The organism is Mannheimia bovis (genome assembly GCF_014541205.1).
Lineage (GTDB): Bacteria > Pseudomonadota > Gammaproteobacteria > Enterobacterales > Pasteurellaceae > Mannheimia > Mannheimia bovis.
The window spans coordinates 2,046,612-2,065,296 of sequence record NZ_CP061280.1 but is presented as its reverse complement, the minus strand read 5'-3'; the positions used below and the strand labels follow the sequence as shown (position 1 = coordinate 2,065,296).

Genomic DNA, 18,685 nt, shown 5'->3' with positions numbered 1-18,685 from the left:
AAAGGTGTAAAGGGGCGGTTATTGTACCAACTAATAGACTGACAGTCTTAATATTAGTTCATAAAAGATGAAATCTTTACGCTATTTCAATCTAATTTACATTCTATAGGTAAAGAGCTTGTTGAATTAATAGCTTTTTGGCGAAAGGGAGTTGGTTTGTCATACTTAAGCCAACACCTCTTACCAATTTCTTCAATGGGTGGTTGCCATTGAAAAGCTGTTTTAATCCTTCCATTGTGGCTAATAATTTTACCGCTTGTGCTTTACGTTCCCGCTCAAATTGGCGTAAATGGCGATATTCACCAATATCTTCATCATTAGCGAGATGTTTTTGAATTTCTTGAGCAAGTGTTAGAGCATCCGCAAATCCTAAGTTTACACCTAAGCCAGCTAGGGGGTGGATAGTGTGAGCCGCATCGCCAATTAATGCAATGCGAGGCTGTGCAAAATCACGGGCAAAGCGTGCGGTAAGCGGGTAAATTTCGCGTAAACTTTGCAATTCGCATAAGCCAAGTTGATTATCAAAGGCAATGCTTAGAGCTTTATTAAAGTCGTGCTCGCTGCAATCGCTCAAGGTTTTGGCTTTTTCTGGTGGTAATGACCAAACAATTGAGCAAAGATTTTCATCTGCCATTGGTAAGAAAGCCAAAATGCTATCTTCAGCAAAGATTTGACGAGCAGTTTTATTATGCTTTTCCGTTGTTTTTACATTACACACTAAGGCGGTATGTTGATAATCTTTGCTGGTTAAGGGGATTTTAGTTTGATGACGAACCCAAGAATTTGCTCCATCAGCACCTACCACTAATTTAGCTGAGATCATTTCACCATTATCGAGTGTTAAAAATGCCCCATTCTCGCTTATACCTAATGTTTTCGGGGTTGCGACAATATATTCCACATTGGATTGTTGAGATACTTGTTGCCAAAGAGAGTGTTGAATAACCGCATTTTCAATAATAAAGCCAAGTTGTGATAAGCCTAACTGCTTAATTTCGGCATCGTTATTATCGAAATGAATGTTGGCAAAGCTGTCTTTTTCCCAAACAAACATTTCAGTATAAGGGGAGAGGCGATGTTCGGGAATTTGTTGGAATGCTCCAATTTGCTCCAACATTTTTTGGCTTGAGGCGTTGATAGCACTGACACGGTGGTGAGTTTTGCTATCATCAAATTGAGGCGTGTTTTTTTCAATGATTTTAATTTGGCAGTTGGTCTCTTTTAATAATCCTGCAAGAGCAAGCCCAACCATTCCGCCGCCAATAATAACAATATCTGTAGATTTCATAACTGATTACATTTCAAAATTTACAAGCGGTCAAAATTTTTCTAAAAATTGCAATTTATGGAAGAAATTTAACCGCTTGTAGCTTAACTAATTAGAGGTTTTTTTATGATGTTTTTCCAAACTTTTATGGCGAATTTGTACATTCTTGCCTTTCGCTTGGAAATATTTTGCCAATTGCTCGGCAATAAATACAGAACGGTGTTTCCCGCCGGTACAACCAATCGCAATAGTCAGATAGCTACGGTTATTTTTCTCTAACATTGGTAGCCACATTTCTAAATAGTTGCGTGTTTGGTAGATGAAATTATGTACGTCGGTTTGGCGTTCTAAAAAATCGATCACAGGCTGTTCCAAACCGGTCATTGGGCGTAATTCTGGGTTCCAATGCGGGTTAGGTAAAAAACGGACATCAAACACATAATCGGCATCGGCAGGCAAGCCGTATTTAAAACCGAAGGATTGGAAAATAATTTTAAGTTCTTTATCGCTAGAACCTTTTAATAAATGACGTAGATTTTCTGCCAACTCGTGTGAAGAGAGATTGCTGGTATCAATAATATAGTTAGCATTTTGTACTAATGGCTCAAGCAATTTCCGTTCGAGATCAATAGCTCCTTCCAATGAAAGATCATTTTGAGTGGAGAGTGGATGAATACGACGAGAGTCGCTATAACGGCGAATGAGCGTATTACGATCACAATCTAAGAAAATCAGCTTAGCATTTAAAGGTTCAAGCTGAGTGATTAACTCTTCAATGGCATTAGGCGTATTCGGTAGATTGCGAATATCTAAGCTAATGACCGCAGAACGATTTTCTTGGGTAAGATAGTAGGTTAAGGTTGGAATTAACGCTAAAGGAATATTATCAACGCAGTAATAACCAGCATCTTCTAATGCTCTTAATGCCACTGACTTACCGGAGCCGGAATGCCCACTGATAATGATTAATTCCATATTGCCTCACTATTCTTCTTCATCTTTTGGGTGATTATCAGCATACACCAAAATTTGCCAAATATCCTCTGCTGATTCTGCTGCTCGGAGTTGTTTTAATAAGGATTTATCCGTTAATTGTTTAGCAATTTGTGGCAAGCAGCTTTTATATTGCTCGCAGCTATTTTCAGGGAACATAATAGCATAAATAAGATCAACATCTTTGTTGTCTTGTGCTTCATAATCAATAGCTTCTTCTAACTGCAAAAATACCGCAATTGGTTTATCTAATGTTAAGGTTTCGCAAGCGGGTAATTTTGCGTGAGGAAGTGCAATACCTTGATTTAAACCTGTAGAACCTAACTTTTCACGCTTAAATAAATTCGCAAAACAGTCAATAGGGCAGATGGCTTCATTCTGTGTTTCTGCTTGTTGTAAGTGTGGTTGATTAATGGATTCGGCTATCACTTTTCCCACTAACTCTAACGCCCGTTTTTTACTGGAAACTAACACGCCTTGACGAATGTTTTCCGGGCTTAAAAATTCTGTTAATTTTGTCATAATTTTCATCTAAAGATGAAATCCCCTAAAAAGGGGATTTAGTTAAAGTTTGAATTGATCGCCTAAATAAACACGTTTTACATCCGGATTTTCAAGCACTTGCTGTGGCGTACCACTGGCAATCATTTCACCACTCCCTACAATATAAGCACGTTCGCATACATCTAAGGTTTCACGCACGTTGTGGTCGGTAATCAGAACGCCTAAACCACGCTCTTTTAAATTCACAATAATTTTTTTTATATCGATCACCGAGATAGGATCAACTCCGGCGAAGGGTTCATCTAACAGAATAAATTTCGGATTTGCAGCTAATGCACGGGCAATTTCCACACGACGACGTTCTCCACCGGAGAGCGATTGCCCTAAACTGTTGCGGATGTGCTCAATATGAAATTCAGCAATAAGTTCCTCAGCACGAGCTTTACGTTGTTCGTTATTAATATCTTTACGCACTTGTAGCACAGACATTAAATTATCATACACGCTCAAACGGCGGAAAATTGAGGCTTCTTGCGGCAGATAGCCAATGCCTTGTTTGGCTCGGTCGTGCATTGGTAATGTACTGATATCTTCATTATCAATGCGAATTGTACCGTGATCGTGGCGAACCAACCCAACAACCATATAGAAAGTAGTTGTTTTACCTGCACCGTTCGGACCAAGCAAGCCAACAATTTCACCTGATTTTACATTCAGACTGACATCTTTTACCACTTGGCGTTGTTTATAACTTTTCGCTAAATGTTCTGCATAAAGTACAGACATAGACTAACCCTATTTTTTCTTGTTATCTTGAAGTTCGTTTGGAATTAACACGGTTTTTACACGTGATTTACCGCCGCTAGTTGCTTTGAGTTGCTGTTTTTTTACATCGTAAGTAATTTTTTCAGCTTTAATAAAACTACCTTGCTGTTTTAATTCAGCATTGCCGATTAAGGTTAAAAATTCCGAATTTAAGTCATAGTGAACACTGCTGCCTTTGCCATTTACTGGCTTACCATTGTCCAATGTTTGTTGAAAGGTAACAGGCGAACCTGTGGCATCAATGGTTTCTTTTTTACCCTCTTGACGAGTAATTTTTACATTTTCAGCAGTTACTTTAATAGAGCCTTGTGTAATCACTACGTTGTCGCTAAAGGTAACGATATTATTTGTCATATCTAAAGATTGGCTGCCCGAATCAATATTGATAGGTTGATCGGTATCACCTTTTAACGCATAAGCTGAAAAACTGCTACCTAGTAACATTGTTACTAAAATAGATTTAAACATTAATTTCATTTTTATTCCTTATCCAAAAGCAAATTATTCTTTTGTTTCTTTAATAATAGTCGGTTCAATGTAAGATTTTACTTCTTTTTGCAAGGTGGTAACCTGCTGTTTTAAGTTACCTTTTAATCCAACCCCTGTTGTCGTAAAACCAGAACCTATTGATTTGACCGTACTTTCGGTAAAAATATCCTGCGTATTTAAATCAACGGTTAAAGTATCTGTAGTGATTTGTTGTAAACGGGAGGCAGGATCTAACGCATCAAGTTTGATATTACCTTTTAAATTGAGCATTTTTTCTTTGGTAATTTCAGCGTAATCAGCACTGATTTTCCATTGTTTTTGCGTAGATTCTTTCGCAAAAAGTTCAATAAAAGGTTTAAAAAACTCGGTTCGCTCGGTGGATTCATAACGTTTGATTTCCGTAGCCTGAGCGAAATATTGTGGATTGCCTTTCAAATCATAAACTGTGGTGGACATTTTATTCCCTACATATTCAGGCTGCCCTTCCTTTTTAATCAGCTGATCAAGCCCTGTGTTATCTTTCTCTTGTAAGCTGTAATACCAACCGCCGAGTATGGCAACAATAATCAGTAAAATAACGGTTAAGCGTGTATTCATAATCTAAATATAGTCTAAAAATAGTGTTTGATTGTAGCACAAATTTGAAAAGGGATATAGTATGACGTGAAAATGCAAAAAAGTGAGAAAAAACAACCGCTTGTGAAAGCACTACAAGCGGTTAAAAAAGTAAATTTTTTTGCAAATTATTTAAAGGTTGCCCAAACAGGGGAGTGGTCAGATGGTTTTTCCATCGCACGAATTTCTAAATCAATTCCTGTTTCTACACAACGCTCAGCAAGTGATTTTGAGGCGAGAATTAAATCAATACGCAAGCCGCGATTGTCGTCAAAGCCTTTAGATCGATAATCAAACCACGAGAATTTATCGTTTACTTCCGGGTTAGCAACACGGAAAGTATCAACTAAACCGTAGCTGTGTAAGCGATCTAACCATTCCCGTTCTTCGGGTAAGAAAGAGCATTTACCATCACGCAACCAACGTTTACGGTTCGGCTCGCCGATGCCGATGTCTAAATCTGTTGGGCTGATATTCATATCGCCCATAATGATAATTGGATTTTCTGGCTTTAGCTCGGTTTCCAAGTAGTGTTGCAAATCGGCATAGAATTTCTGCTTGGCAGGGAATTTGGTTTCGTGGCTACGATTTTCTCCTTGTGGAAAATAGCCGTTTAACACGGTTAAAACGCCAAAATCGGTTTCGATATCTGCCATAATCATTCGCTTTTGAGCATCTAACATATCGGTTGGGAAGCCTTTACGCACAGCAATAGGCTCTTTTTTAGTTAATAAGGCAACGCCATAATGCCCTTTTTGTCCGTGATGGAAAACGTGATAGCCCAAATGATTGACTAAGTCGTAAGGGAAATCTTCATCAGCCACTTTGATTTCTTGTAATCCTAATACATCTGGTTGGTGTTTTTCGATAATGGCTTCAAGCTGATGTGGACGAGCTCGCAATCCATTGATATTAAAAGAGATAAACTTCATTCTATGTAACCTGATTTTGTAAAATATAAATGAAAATAGACCGCTTGTGAGTTTACAAGCGGTCTTTTTTTCGCAAAATTTTGCGTATTATAACTTAAAGTGTCATTGCTGCAATCCAGCCAAACACTAATAGTGGAATATTAAAGTGGATAAAGGTTGGCACAACGGAATCCCAAATGTGGTCGTGTTTGCCGTCAGCGTTCAAGCCTGATGTTGGACCAAGCGTAGAATCTGATGCTGGAGAACCTGCATCGCCTAATGCGGCTGCTACACCCACAATCGCCATTGTTGCAAGTGGTGAGAAACCAAAAGACACACAAAGTGGCACGTAGATTGAGGTAATAATAGGTACAGTTGAGAATGATGAGCCAATTCCCATTGTAATGAATAAGCCAACTACGAGCATTAATAATGCTGCCATCTCTTTTGATGAGATGACATCACGCAGGCTTTCCACTAATGCTGGCACACCACCGGTTGAATTAACCACGCCGGCAAAACCGGAAGCAGCAATCATCACAAAGCCGATCATCGCCATTAAACGTAAGCCTGCTTGGAAAACATCATTGCTCTCTTTTAATCTAAATACGCCACCCAGAGCAAAAATCACTAAGCCGACTAAACCACCGATAATGGTTGAATTTGTTGCTAATTGTACCGAACAGGTTGCGACAATTGCTAAAATGCTAATGCCGATATGGAAAGGTTTAACGTTAGCTACTCGAGTTTCAATATCATCAACAGTTGGTTCAGGTGTATTTTCTGCATAGACACGAGGTTTACGGTATGAAATAAAGAATGCAAAAAGTAAACCAACAATCATACCTAATACAGGAATAAGCATTGCTTTTGTCATCTCAGCAGTGGTTGCCACTAATTGAAATTGCTCGCCTGCTTGATTAATATTTTTTACTAAAATGCTCTCAATAAAGATTTGCCCGAAACCTGCCGGAATTAGCATATACGTGGCGGTTAAACCAAATGTTAAAGCACAAGCAACCGCACGGCGGTCAATCTGTAATTTATTCATCACACTTAATAGTGGTGGAATTAAGATAGGAATAAAGGCAATGTGAATTGGAATTAAGTTTTGTGAAGACATTGCAAAAGCAACTAGCACAAATAATACAATGTATTTAAACCAAGTTACAGAGCGACCAGACGGGCTGTGTCCGAATGATTTAATCACTTTATAAGCTAATAAATCGGTTACGCCTGATTTTGAAAGAGCTACTGCAAAAGCACCAAGCACGGCATAGTTCATTGCTGTTTCTGCACCGCCACCTAAGCCACCGGTAAAACTTTTTATTGTTTTTTGTAGTGCATCAGTAAATCCGACACCTTCAACACCTAAATTGCCGATTAAGCCACAGGTAAGTGCCGAAATAATAAGAGCGATTACCACGTTAATTCTAAGCAAGCTCAGTACTAATAACACGATAATCGAAATAAAAACTTCGTTAGATAACATTGTGTTTGTCCTTAAGTAATAAAAATAGTGTTTAATTTACCCCAAAAAATAGAGTTGTCGAGAATTTTTTTTAAATTAGGGAACTTTTTTGAAAATTAGCATTGGAGTAATGCTATCAATATTTATTTTTTTGATATAGATCGCATTTTTGGTTTTTGAGATTTGCTAAAATTAACTACCATTTTTGAGGTATTTCGTATTAGATAGAGGCTGTTATGAGCGAAATTGCACTTACTGTCAGTTTATTATCTTTAGTGGCAGTACTTGGTTTATGGATTGGTCATATCAAAATTAGAGGCGTTGGTTTAGGCATTGGTGGTGTGTTATTTGGCGGGTTATTGGTGTCCCATTTTATGGCACAATTTGGTGTAAAACTTGATGCCCACACTCTCCATTTTATTCAGGAATTCGGTTTAATTTTATTTGTTTACTCAATAGGTATTCAAGTAGGTCCGGGTTTCTTTGCTTCCCTTAAACATTCAGGCTTAAAGCTCAATGGTTTTGCCGTTTTAATTGTGTTACTTAGTGGTGTCCTTGTTGTTCTTATTCATAAATTGTTCGGTGTTCCATTACCTGTGATTTTAGGCATTTTCTCGGGAGCGGTTACTAACACACCTTCTCTTGGGGCTGGTCAACAAGTGCTTGCCGAACTAAGTGGCGAAAATGTAACCGAAATGATGGGTATGAGCTATGCCATTGCTTATCCGTTTGGGATTATCGGTATTCTGTTGGCAATGTGGTTAATTCGTATCATCTTAAAAGTTAATATTGATAAAGAAGCAGAAGCTTTTAACCAATCTCAAAATCAAGGTAAAGAACAACTCAGCACTTTAAATGTGCGTTTAACAAATCCTAATATTAACGGTTTAACACTTAATCAATTACCTGATTTTGATTTGCACGAAGTTTCCTACTCTCGTTTAAAAAGAGGTGAGGAGCTTTCTATTCCCCGAGTAGATACGGTATTACAAGTTGGTGATATATTACATTTAGTAGGCGATCAAGCATCGTTACATAAAATGCAAATTATTTTGGGCGAAGTTGCAGATGTATCTGTTTCCACAAAAGGCACAATTTATCGTTCAGAACGAGCAGTAGTTACTAACGAAAAAGTATTCGGCAAACAAATTCGTCAATTAATGCTCAAAGGCAAATATGATGTTGTGATTTCACGCCTCAACCGTGCTGGGGTAGAGTTAATCCCAACGGGCGATATGACGCTGCAATTCGGTGATGTATTGAATTTAGTTGGTCGTCAAGCTGATATTGAAATGGTAATGACGATTATCGGCAATGCTCAATCGAAATTACAACAAGTCCAAATGTTACCTATTTTTATTGGGATTGGTTTAGGCGTGCTACTTGGCTCTATTCCAATTTATTTACCGGGCTTCCCTGTTGCGTTAAAGCTGGGTTTAGCCGGAGGACCTCTGGTGGTGGCTCTCATTTTGGCAAGAATTGGCAGCATTCGTAAACTTTATTGGTTTATGCCACCGAGTGCGAACCTTGCTCTGCGTGAAATTGGGATTGTGCTTTTCTTAGCGGTTGTTGGTTTAAAATCGGGCGGAAGATTTCTTGAAACATTACTCAGTAGCGAAGGTATGGAATGGATTCTCTTTGGTGCAATCATCACCTTCTTTCCGCTTATGATTACAGGATTGATTGCCAGAATTTACGCCAAAATGAACTACCTAAGTCTTTGTGGATTACTTGCCGGTTCAATGACCGACCCACCGGCTCTTGCATTCGCTAACGAAATCAAAGAAGGTAACGGTGCAGCTGCTCTCTCTTATGCTACTGTTTACCCACTTGTAATGTTTCTACGCATAATGTTGCCACAAGTGCTGGCGATAATGCTTTGGGTTGCAGGGTAGTATTCTTCTTAATATACGAAAGGGGTAAAAGAATAAATTCTTTTACCCCTTTTTCTGTTTACTGTGTATTTGTTATTTTTCTTTACGGATTTTGTTCACTTTCCTCAATAAAGCTTGGATTGCAGTATCAGCAAAAATATCTTCAATATTTACGGTCAAGCGACGTCGCCAGTTGGCATATTGCGTACTGGTTCCCGGTATATTAACCGGCTCGGTCATGCCCAACCAATCTTCAGGTTGGAAGCCGAATAGTCCGCTACTCACATTTGCTACATACTTTTGTAAACGATGAATAAATGAGGTATTTACCGCGGAATTGAGCTGTTCGTTGATTTCAGGTTCTATCGTGACATTATGTTGCTTTAGTCGTTTTAATATTTTTGCTTTTGCATTTACCCGTTCTTGTTTCAGAATTGCCAGAATTTCTGCATTCGGATATACACCGAATTTTTCGCCTAATTCAAAATCATAGCCTCGCCAATAACCATTAATAGTTGGTAAATCATGAGTGCTTAACGTTGTCATTGCTTGATAAGGATAATGCTGCAAATCACGGCTTTGGCCATGTTCGTCAAATTCAAAGTAGAAGATTTTGTAAGACAAAATACCTGCATTTTTGAGTTTGCTGACAATTTCTTTTGGCACAGTGCCTAAATCTTCACCGATAATCAGGCATTGATGGCGTTGGCTTTCAAGTGCCAAAATAGCAATTAAATCATCAACAGGATAACGGATATAAGCACCATTCACTGCACTGTCGCCTTTTGGAATCCACCATAATCGTAATAAAGACATAATATGGTCAAGGCGTAATGCTCCGCAATGCTTCATATTAGCTCTGACCAACTCAATAAACGGGCGGTAGGCTTGTTGTTTTAACACGTGTGGATTCATTGGGGTTAAGCCCCAGTTTTGTCCTTGTGGACCTAATACATCAGGTGGAGCACCGACAGACGTATTTAAACAATAAAGTTGTTTGTCATTCCACGTTTCTGCTCCATTGGGGCTGACGCCAACGGCGAGATCGCGATACATACCAATGTTCATATTTTGCTGACGGCAAATTGCATCACATTCTGCTAATTGCTGATCGGCAATGAATTGCAACCAAAGGTAAAATTCCACGTCTGCTTTATGTGTTTCTCTAAATTGTTGTACGGCAGCAGAATGATAATCTTGGTACGCTTTCGCCCAGAAATCCCAGCCCCATTGGTCCGCAAATTGTGTGGATAAATATTGATGAAGAGCATCAAATGTAGCTTGAACTTGTAGACTCTCACCACCTTTTTGTACAAATTCAGTGAAGGCTGAGTCGGAACAAGCGGTCATATTTTGCTGGAATTTTGCAAAAGCAAAGCGTAGCCCTTTCAATTTCAATGGAATGATTTGATCGTAATTTAACCAGGCTTGATTGCGTAATTGAGATAACTGTTGCTGGATTTCAGCGGAATGAAACCAAGTTTGAGCTTCATCGCTTTGTTGAAATTCTACCAACTGATTGACATCAATGTAGGCGATATTCAGCCATCGGCGAGAGGATGGGCTGTATGGGCTTGCAGAATTCGGGTTTGCCGGAAAAAGAGAGTGAATCGGATTCAAGCCAATAAAATCTGCTTGGTAAGGTGCAATTTGTTGGATGAAGTTTTTTAAATCACCAAAATCACCGATTCCCCAGTTGTTGGCTGATTTTAAGGTGTAGAGCTGTAGAAATGTTCCCCATAATTTTTTTTGTTCAAGCACGGCTTGAGGTTGATAGCAACGCTCCGGAGCGATAATAATAGTGCAATTAAAGGTTTTATCTACCGTGTTTAGTTGTAATTGGTGATAACCTAAAGGTAAGTCTTGGGGTAATGTAATTCCCCGAGCTTTAATTTTACCGGAAATAACTTGGCTTGAGTTTTCTAGTTGGAGCTGCCAATTGCCGGTTAATGGATTTTTTTTATCGGCTAAATGGAAAGGTAAAAAACAGGGTTGGTGCTGATAAAAAATTTTGACAGCAGGAATTGGTGTAGAGCTTACTTGAATATTGCCGTTAAATGTTTTGAATAAAGTATATTTTATTTTTTCGGACGCTGATTTTTTTACACCACGTTCATCGAAAAAATAGGGCATAATACCTGCCCGATGATATTGTTTGGTAGTTATTTTCATCATTTTTCTCCACATATCAAATATATATGAAATACAACAGAAAATAGGCGACTTCCTGTTGAGAAGAAGTCGCCCGAAGTTATTATCTATTCAACCAAATACGTTGTTGATAATCTTTAATTGAGCGGTCTGAGCTAAACGTACCTAAACGGGCAGTATTTAAAATCGCACTACGTAGCCAAGCTTCTTGATCTAAATAGGCTATACCAATTTTCTCTTGTGTTTGGCGGTAGCTGTCAAAATCGGCAAAGACTAGGAACGGATCGCGTTCTAGCAGGCTGTCTAACATTAGTTTGAATGTTTCTTTATTGCCGTGAGAGGCTTTCCCTTTGGCTAAGAAATCAACCGCATTTTTCAGAATCGGATCTTGATTGTAATAGGTTTTAGGCTGATAACCTTTTGCTAACAGTTCCCGCACGCTTTCTACGGTATGTCCGAAGATAAAGACATTTTCCTCACCCACCATCTCGGCAATTTCCACATTAGCTCCATCTAGTGTACCTAATGTTAATGCACCGTTAAGTGCCAATTTCATATTACCGGTACCGGAGGCTTCTTTTCCTGCCATTGATATCTGCTCTGAAACATCGGCAGCGGGAATAATTTTTTCAGCAAGGCTGACTCGATAATCCGGTAGGAATACCACTTGTAGTCTATCATTCACTTGTTTATCGTTGTTGATAATATCTGCCACATTGTTAATGGCGTGAATAATATTTTTTGCTAAATAATAACCCGGTGCCGCTTTGCCTGAGAATAGGAATACACGTGGAGTGTAATCTTGGTTTGGGTTAGCTTTTAGCGACTGATAGGTCGCAATAATATTTAATAAATTTAAATGTTGGCGTTTATATTCGTGGAAACGCTTGATTTGTACATCAAAAATCGCACTTGGATTGACATTTAATCCTAGTGTTTTATGGATTTCATTTGCTAAAACCACTTTATTGTTACGTTTAATACGTTGATATTCTTCACGGAAGCCGGTGTCATCAACATATTTTTCAACGCCTTTTAATAATTCCAGATCGTGTGTCCAATCTTGTTTTAAGGTACGATCCAATAAATCACTTAATTGTGGGTTTGCTTGTCTAATCCAACGACGAGGTGTGATGCCGTTAGTAACATTACAGAATTTTGTTGGGAACAATCGGTGATATTCCGGGAATAAGTCGGTTACTAAGAGATCCGAGTGAATTTCTGCAACACCGTTTACACGGAAACAGGTAACAACGCAAAGGTTAGCCATACGCACACGATAGTCAAATAGTACGGCTAATTTTTCCCAAATTTTGGCATCATCGCCAAATTCCGCCCGTACTTGGTTGTGGAAAATATCATTGATTTTTTCCACAATTTGGTAATGGCGAGGTAATAATTGCTTAAATAGGCGTTGATCCCATTGCTCAAGAGCTTCAGGTAATAAGGTATGATTAGTGTAAGCAAAGGTATTTGAGCAAATATCCCAAGCCTGTTCCCAAGTGAATTGGTGATCATCTAACAGTACACGCATTAATTCAGGTATAGCGAGTGTTGGGTGAGTATCATTCAATTGGATTACTTGGCGTTTAGCCAAATCTTCTAACGGATAACCTTCGCTGAGGTGGCGATCTAAAATATCTGCCACAGAGCAGGCACAATGGAAGTATTGTTGCATTAAGCGTAATTTTTGCCCTGCTTTATGGTTATCATTTGGGTAAAGTACTTGCGTAAGTGCGGCTGCATTGACAATAGTTTTATCTGCAGTTAAGAATTTACCGTCATTAAAAGCATCAAAATCAAAAGATTGATCACTATCTGCCTGCCATAAACGCAGCGGTTGAATGATGTTATTTTTGTAACCTACGATTGGCAAATCAAATGCTTTACCTTGAATTGTTAATTTAGGTTGCCACTCATATTGATCGGCTTGAATTTGTTTGATTTTTCCACCAAACCCGATATGACGGGTTTTAGATGGATTAAAACGATGCCAAGGGTAGCTATCACGAGCCCAAGTATCCGGAGCTTCTTTTTGCATTCCCTCTTTAAAGCTTTGTTTGAATAGACCGTATTGATAGTGAAGCCCGTAGCCGGTCGCATTTTGTCCAACAGTTGCCATTGAGTCTAAAAAACAGGCAGCAAGACGACCTAATCCACCATTTCCCAATGCTGGATCACGCTCTTGCTCTAAAACATCTACTAATTCAACTTGATATTGTTTAAGATATTCACGAATTTGTTCGTAATATCCTAAATTCATTAAATTATTGCCGGTTAAACGACCGATTAAAAATTCCATCGAAAGATAGTTTACGTGGCGTGATTCTGTCGGTTTAGTTGCAGGCTGACTATAAATAAGTTCAAGGGAACCTTCTGCAACGACTTGGTACCATTGCTGTAAGGTGAAGTGTTTTGGATCTGCCACATCAAAGTAGCGACAGTATTTTTCTACAATAGAATTAAATGTCATAGGAAACCCCCAGTTAAAAATGAACACCGCTATTATGTGAAATCCGAATAAAATCAAATCATCCTTATAATCACCTTGTGTGGTATGATTATTAGGAAGTAGTTAGAACATAAATGGAGGATATATCATCCCCATTTTGTTATGAGGGAAAATAGAATTTATTATGTTAATACCATCAAAACTTGTTTGTTCTTTTCGATTACAAAACAGCATCCCTAGAAAACGTTTAATTCAAGAATTAGACAAATCTTGCAGTTATCCGGTTGTATTAATAAATGCACCAGCCGGTTATGGCAAAACTACCCTAGTTTCTCAATGGATTGAAAATAAAAAGAATATCGGCTGGTATGCGTTAGATGAAGGCGATAATAATTCGGATCGTTTTGCTGCTTATTTTAGTGCTGCCTTGCATTCTGCAATTAATGAAGAAATAGATGTATTGTTAGAGGAAAATCGCAAAGCTAATTTATTAGCTTTATTTAATCAATTATTGATTAAAGCAGCGGCGTTTTCGGAACATTTCTATCTTGCTATTGATGATTATCATATTATTGAAAATGATGAAATTCATGAGGCATTAAAATATTGGATTAAACATCAGCCATCTAATATGACGCTTATCTTGATTTCTCGATCTATTCCGCCGTTAAGTGTTGCGAGTTTAAGAGTACAAGAACAATTGTTGGAAATCGATATTAACCAACTTATGTTTGATCACCAAGAAAGTACTGCGTTTTTTCAAGCAAGATTAGGTTCAGAGTTAAATCAGCAAGATGCTATCGCACTTTGTAACGAAGTTGAAGGTTGGCCAACGGCTCTTCAGTTAATTAGCCTTTTTGCGAAAAATAAATCGCATACACTACAAGTGCCACTGCAAGATATTGCCAAACGCTTAGCCAAGTCGAATCATTTTCATATCAACGAATATTTAGCTGATGAAGTGCTCAATAAAGTAGATGAAGAAACCAGATTGTTTATTTTACGTTGTTCCGTATTACACTCAATGAATGAATCGTTGGTACAAGCAGTTACCGGAGAGCAGAATAGTCGAACTAAATTAGAATCTCTTGAAAAACAAGGCTTATTTTTGCAACAAATGGCAAACAGTAAATGGCAGAGCAGTGATGATAGTTGGTGGAAATTCCATCCGCTTTTTGCTTCCTTTTTGAATTTATGTTGTCAAAATGAGTTGTATGCTGAACTGCCACAATTGCATCAAAAAGCGGCGAATGCGTGGTTACAATTAGGCTATGTAACCGAAGCCCTGCATCATGCAATGCAGTTATCGGATACCGGATTATTGCTCAATATTTTAGGCAAGCACGCGTGGACTGTATTTCATCAAGGTGAGTTAAAATTATTGGAAGAGAGTTTAAATTGTTTGGATTACGCACATTTAACCGAACATACTAATTTAGTTTTACTCAAAGCTTGGCTGGTGCAAAGCCAGCACCGTCATAGTGAAGTAGGTGGTATTTTGGCAGATTTTTCTCGAGCTTTGACGGAAAATAAGATTGAGTTAAGTAAAACTGCCAATGCGGAATTCAATGTACTACGGGCTCAGATTGCTATCAATTCCGGTGATGAAAATACGGCACTTCAATTAGCCTCAGAAGCGTTAAATGATCTCTCGGAAAATGCTTATTACGCTCATATTGTTGCCACCTCAATTATTGGAGAAGCTCATCATTGTCATGGCAATCTGGCAGAAGCGTTAGTAATGTTACAAAAAGCAGAGCGTATGGCACGCCAACACCATACTTACCACAATATTTTATGGTCGCAGCTTCAACAATCTGAAATTTTGCTTGCTCAAGGTTTTTCACAAGCTGCCTATGAAATGCTAGATAAAGCAAGTAACTTCGTAAAAGAAAACCACTTACAAAAAGTGCCGATGTATGAATTCCTGCTACGTTCTAAGGGAAAAATTTTGTGGGAATGGTATAACTTGGATAAAGCTGAGTCGATGGCAGTTGCCGGAATGAATGCCTTATCTAAATTTGAAGACAAGTTACAATGCTTAACCTTACTCACTAAAATTTCATTAGCTCGTGGCAATTTGGATAACACTGCTCGCTTATTAGGTGAAGTTGAGCAGTTAGAGCATTCTCACTCTTATCACCACGACTGGATTGCGAATGCTGATCAAGTGAGGATGTTTTATTGGCAGATGACAAATGACATTCAGTCTGCTCGTAATTGGTTGATTCAAAATCCATCACCAATTTCTGATAAAAACCATTTTACTCAAATTCAATGGCGTAATATTGCACGGGCTCGAATCTTGCTTGAAGAATATACTGAAGCGAAAGTAATTTTAGATAATTTAATTGAAACTGCTGAAAAATTTTCTCTGATCAGTGATTTAAATCGTGCATTAATTGTTCGTAACAGGCTTTATTTTTTACAAGGCGAGAAAGAATTAGCTCAGCAAGACTTAATTCAGGCACTAAAACTGACACGGCAAACAAACTTTATCAGTGCTTTTGTGATTGAAGGAGATGTGATGGCACAACAGATCCGCCATTTATTGCAACTCAATGTGCTGGATGAATTAGTGTTACATAAAGCACAATTTATTTTACGCAACATCAATCAATTTTATCGCCAAAAATTTGCACACTTTGATGAAAATTTTGTGAATCAATTACTGAAAAATCCGAAAGTACCGGAGCTATTAAGAATTAGCCCATTAACACAGCGGGAATGGCAGGTACTAGGCTTGATTTATTCAGGGTATAGCAATGAACAAATTTCAGATGAATTGCAAGTAGCAGCAACCACAATTAAAACCCATATTCGAAATCTGTATCAGAAAATCGGTGTTACTAATCGTAATGAAGCGATCAGCTATACGAAAGAGCTGCTTATGTTGATGGGGTATAATTGATCTTAGTCTCACAGGGGAACAAGCGGTCTGTTTTTTGTGATTTTTTGCAATATCGTCCACATTCCCCTAATCGGCTTCGATTCTTCCCCTAACGGGGAAGATTAATTTCCCACCCAAATCGCCATAATTTTATCCTCATTCAGTAGACGGCTAAATGCAAAATAGCTGTCATTTTTAATGGTTCGGTGAGCACCGGCACCAATAGCCGGATGACGTTGGCGGAATTGTGCCAGCTTTTGCCAGTGTTGATACAACGCCTGCTTCTGAGCGTTTTGTCGTAACTCTTGCCAATTCATATCTGAACGAGTGCCTTGTATCGGGTCTGAACCGGTTGCTCCAAATTCTCGTCCGCTCTCATCACCATAGTAGATTTGCACAGCACCGGGAGAAAGCAACAGTAAATTAGCGGCAATTTTTTGTTTTTCGATATTTTGTTCACTATCAGAATGGAAGAATAATCTTGTATCGTGTGAAGATAAATAGCTCAGCACATTGAAGTCGCTTAATTTACGGCTCATTTCACTATAAACCGGTTCAATATGGGCAAAGCAATTTAGTCCTTTTTTAGCCTGCTCTTGAAAATCGAAGTTGATCATTGCATCAAAGCCGTTTTGATAATAATCACTTTTGAACACGCCGTGCCCCCAAGCCTCTCCTGTCATCCAAAAGTTATCATTAAAGCTGGCTTGGGGATTGGCTTGTTGCCATTCGTTTAAAGCTTGTTGAGCGGATTGTTTTAATGCTAGCCACGTTGATTTTTCAACGTGTTTGGCGGTATCAACCCGAAAGCCGTCAATTCCATATTTTCGCACCCAATCCGATAACCAACTGATTAAATAATCACGCACTTTAGCATTTGGCAATACTTTGGCATTGGTATTTTTATTTGCAAAAAATTCAGGTAATTTGACCGCTTGTTCACTCTCGGTTTTTAGATCCGGAAGGGCAGAGAGCGACATTTTTAAATCATCAAATTTAGGGCTGTCGTAATCGGCAATATCGGCACGAACCCACGCTTTTCCCCACCAATTTTGCCAAGCCTGATTATCATTAAAGCGAATAAAATCGTTAAAGCTGTGCCAGTTTTGTCCTGATTTAGGTTTCCAATGTGTCCATTTTTCGCCTAATGTGTGATTGATTTCCTCCGGTTTTAGGTAAAATCCACCAAAGTTAAATTCCTGCATATCCGCAAGCGTAGCATAGCCGGTATGGTTCATCACCACATCAAACAGTACTCGAATGCCACGTTGATGGGCTTGTTGAACAAAATGGCTTAAATCGTCCTCGGTGCCCATATTGGCATCTAATTTTGTCCAATCCAAATGATAGTAACCGTGATATCCATAATGCGGAAAATCGCCTTTATCACCACCGCCAACCCAGCCGTGCATTTGCTCCAGTGGGGAACTAATCCATAAAACATTGACACCTAGCTGCTGTAGATAATCTAATTTTGAGGTTAAGCCTTTTAGATCTCCGCCGTGAAACGTGCCGATTTCTTGTATTCCGTCTTTTTGTCGGTTGTAGCTGTGGTCATTGCTGGGATCGCCGTTATAGAATCTGTCGGTTAGTACGAAATAGACAGTAGCATTTTTCCAATCGAAGGTCGCATTATTTGAGGTGTTGCTTTTTTCCAGCAAAATTAGACCGCTTGCGTTTTCGTCAGGCATTAAGGTAACTTTGCCGTTTTTAACTATGGCAGTGTTTCCTGAATAGAAATCCCTCACTGATTCTCCTTCGGAAAAAGTAGAGGAAACATCAATTTCAATCGGTTTTTTGTCCCAATTCGGGCAACTTTGAAGTACAGAGTCATTATGCTGTGGTTGCTGTTCTACACTGATTTTTAGTGTCGGTGTGCCACCTCGCATATCAATTTGTGCCATATAATTGCCTTGACGAAATAGGCGTAGTTGAGGAGCATCATTCACACAAGGTACTAACGTAACAGATTGATTTAATTTTATCGTTTGTTGTGGCTGATAACATTGTTCGCCAAATTTAAACGTAAGCGGATAATTGCCTTTTTCTAACTGCACTTGGGATTGAAACAACTGTTTTTCGAGATTATCGTTAAAATCAGAAAAATGGGAATGTTGCCAAGATTGGGCAAAAAGGCTTGAGGTATAGAATAAGCAAAGATAAGGTAACGCATTTTTCATAGACACCTCTATAAATGACGACCGCAGTATCAACTTGACAAGCGGTCGTTTTTTGAGAATTTT

The 18,685-nt window shown here is 38.6% G+C and carries 13 protein-coding genes; 2 read left to right on the top strand and 11 right to left on the bottom strand.

Translation table 11 applies throughout. From position 1 onward, the window contains the following. Positions 1–103: 103 nt before the first annotated feature. The 8 genes from ICJ55_RS10175 to ICJ55_RS10140 form a co-directional block, all read right to left on the bottom strand. A complete protein-coding gene (locus ICJ55_RS10175; protein WP_188156697.1) occupies positions 104–1,288 on the bottom strand; it encodes an FAD-dependent monooxygenase in 1,185 nt (394 codons plus the stop codon). Between the two features lie 87 nt (positions 1,289–1,375). Next, on the bottom strand, positions 1,376–2,242 hold the full coding sequence (gene rapZ / locus ICJ55_RS10170; RefSeq protein ID WP_188156696.1) for an RNase adapter RapZ: 867 nt from the start codon (positions 2,240–2,242) through the stop codon (positions 1,376–1,378). A gap of 9 nt (positions 2,243–2,251) precedes the next feature. After that, entirely contained in the window at positions 2,252–2,782 is a 531-nt protein-coding gene (locus ICJ55_RS10165; protein ID WP_188156695.1) for a PTS sugar transporter subunit IIA, read from the bottom strand. A 42-nt stretch (positions 2,783–2,824) separates the two neighbouring features. Further along, on the bottom strand, positions 2,825–3,550 hold the full coding sequence (lptB, locus tag ICJ55_RS10160) for an LPS export ABC transporter ATP-binding protein (RefSeq protein WP_188156694.1): 726 nt from the start codon (positions 3,548–3,550) through the stop codon (positions 2,825–2,827). 9 nt (positions 3,551–3,559) lie between these two features. After that, the gene (gene lptA / locus ICJ55_RS10155) at positions 3,560–4,066 is read right to left on the bottom strand and encodes a lipopolysaccharide transport periplasmic protein LptA (RefSeq protein ID WP_188156693.1); all 507 of its coding nucleotides are present in this window, start codon (positions 4,064–4,066) and stop codon (positions 3,560–3,562) included. 24 nt (positions 4,067–4,090) lie between these two features. Next, on the bottom strand, positions 4,091–4,675 hold the full coding sequence (gene lptC / locus ICJ55_RS10150; RefSeq protein ID WP_188156692.1) for an LPS export ABC transporter periplasmic protein LptC: 585 nt from the start codon (positions 4,673–4,675) through the stop codon (positions 4,091–4,093). A gap of 146 nt (positions 4,676–4,821) precedes the next feature. Further along, positions 4,822–5,625: an exodeoxyribonuclease III gene (gene xthA, locus ICJ55_RS10145; protein ID WP_188156691.1), complete on the bottom strand. Its 804-nt coding sequence runs from the start codon at positions 5,623–5,625 to the stop codon at positions 4,822–4,824. 94 nt (positions 5,626–5,719) lie between these two features. Next, positions 5,720–7,096, bottom strand: a complete 1,377-nt coding sequence (locus ICJ55_RS10140) for a Na+/H+ antiporter family protein (RefSeq protein ID WP_188156690.1) — start codon at positions 7,094–7,096, stop codon at positions 5,720–5,722. 215 nt (positions 7,097–7,311) lie between these two features. Here ICJ55_RS10140 and ICJ55_RS10135 point away from each other — a divergent pair, with 215 nt between their 5' ends. Beyond that, positions 7,312–8,970: a putative transporter gene (locus ICJ55_RS10135; protein ID WP_188156689.1), complete on the top strand. Its 1,659-nt coding sequence runs from the start codon at positions 7,312–7,314 to the stop codon at positions 8,968–8,970. Between the two features lie 72 nt (positions 8,971–9,042). On the opposite strand, the gene malQ is transcribed toward ICJ55_RS10135, so the two are convergent. Both malQ and malP read right to left on the bottom strand, forming a co-directional pair. Then, on the bottom strand, positions 9,043–11,121 hold the full coding sequence (malQ, locus tag ICJ55_RS10130) for a 4-alpha-glucanotransferase (RefSeq protein ID WP_188157729.1): 2,079 nt from the start codon (positions 11,119–11,121) through the stop codon (positions 9,043–9,045). 82 nt (positions 11,122–11,203) lie between these two features. Beyond that, complete coding sequence (malP, locus tag ICJ55_RS10125) at positions 11,204–13,573, bottom strand: maltodextrin phosphorylase (RefSeq protein WP_188156688.1); 2,370 nt, start codon at positions 13,571–13,573, stop codon at positions 11,204–11,206. A 163-nt stretch (positions 13,574–13,736) separates the two neighbouring features. Here malP and malT point away from each other — a divergent pair, with 163 nt between their 5' ends. Next, complete coding sequence (malT, locus tag ICJ55_RS10120; RefSeq protein ID WP_188156687.1) at positions 13,737–16,463, top strand: HTH-type transcriptional regulator MalT; 2,727 nt, start codon at positions 13,737–13,739, stop codon at positions 16,461–16,463. A gap of 101 nt (positions 16,464–16,564) precedes the next feature. Here malT and ICJ55_RS10115 read toward each other — a convergent pair whose 3' ends face one another. After that, positions 16,565–18,622: an alpha-amylase gene (locus ICJ55_RS10115; RefSeq protein WP_188156686.1), complete on the bottom strand. Its 2,058-nt coding sequence runs from the start codon at positions 18,620–18,622 to the stop codon at positions 16,565–16,567. Between the last annotated feature and the right edge of the window lie 63 nt (positions 18,623–18,685).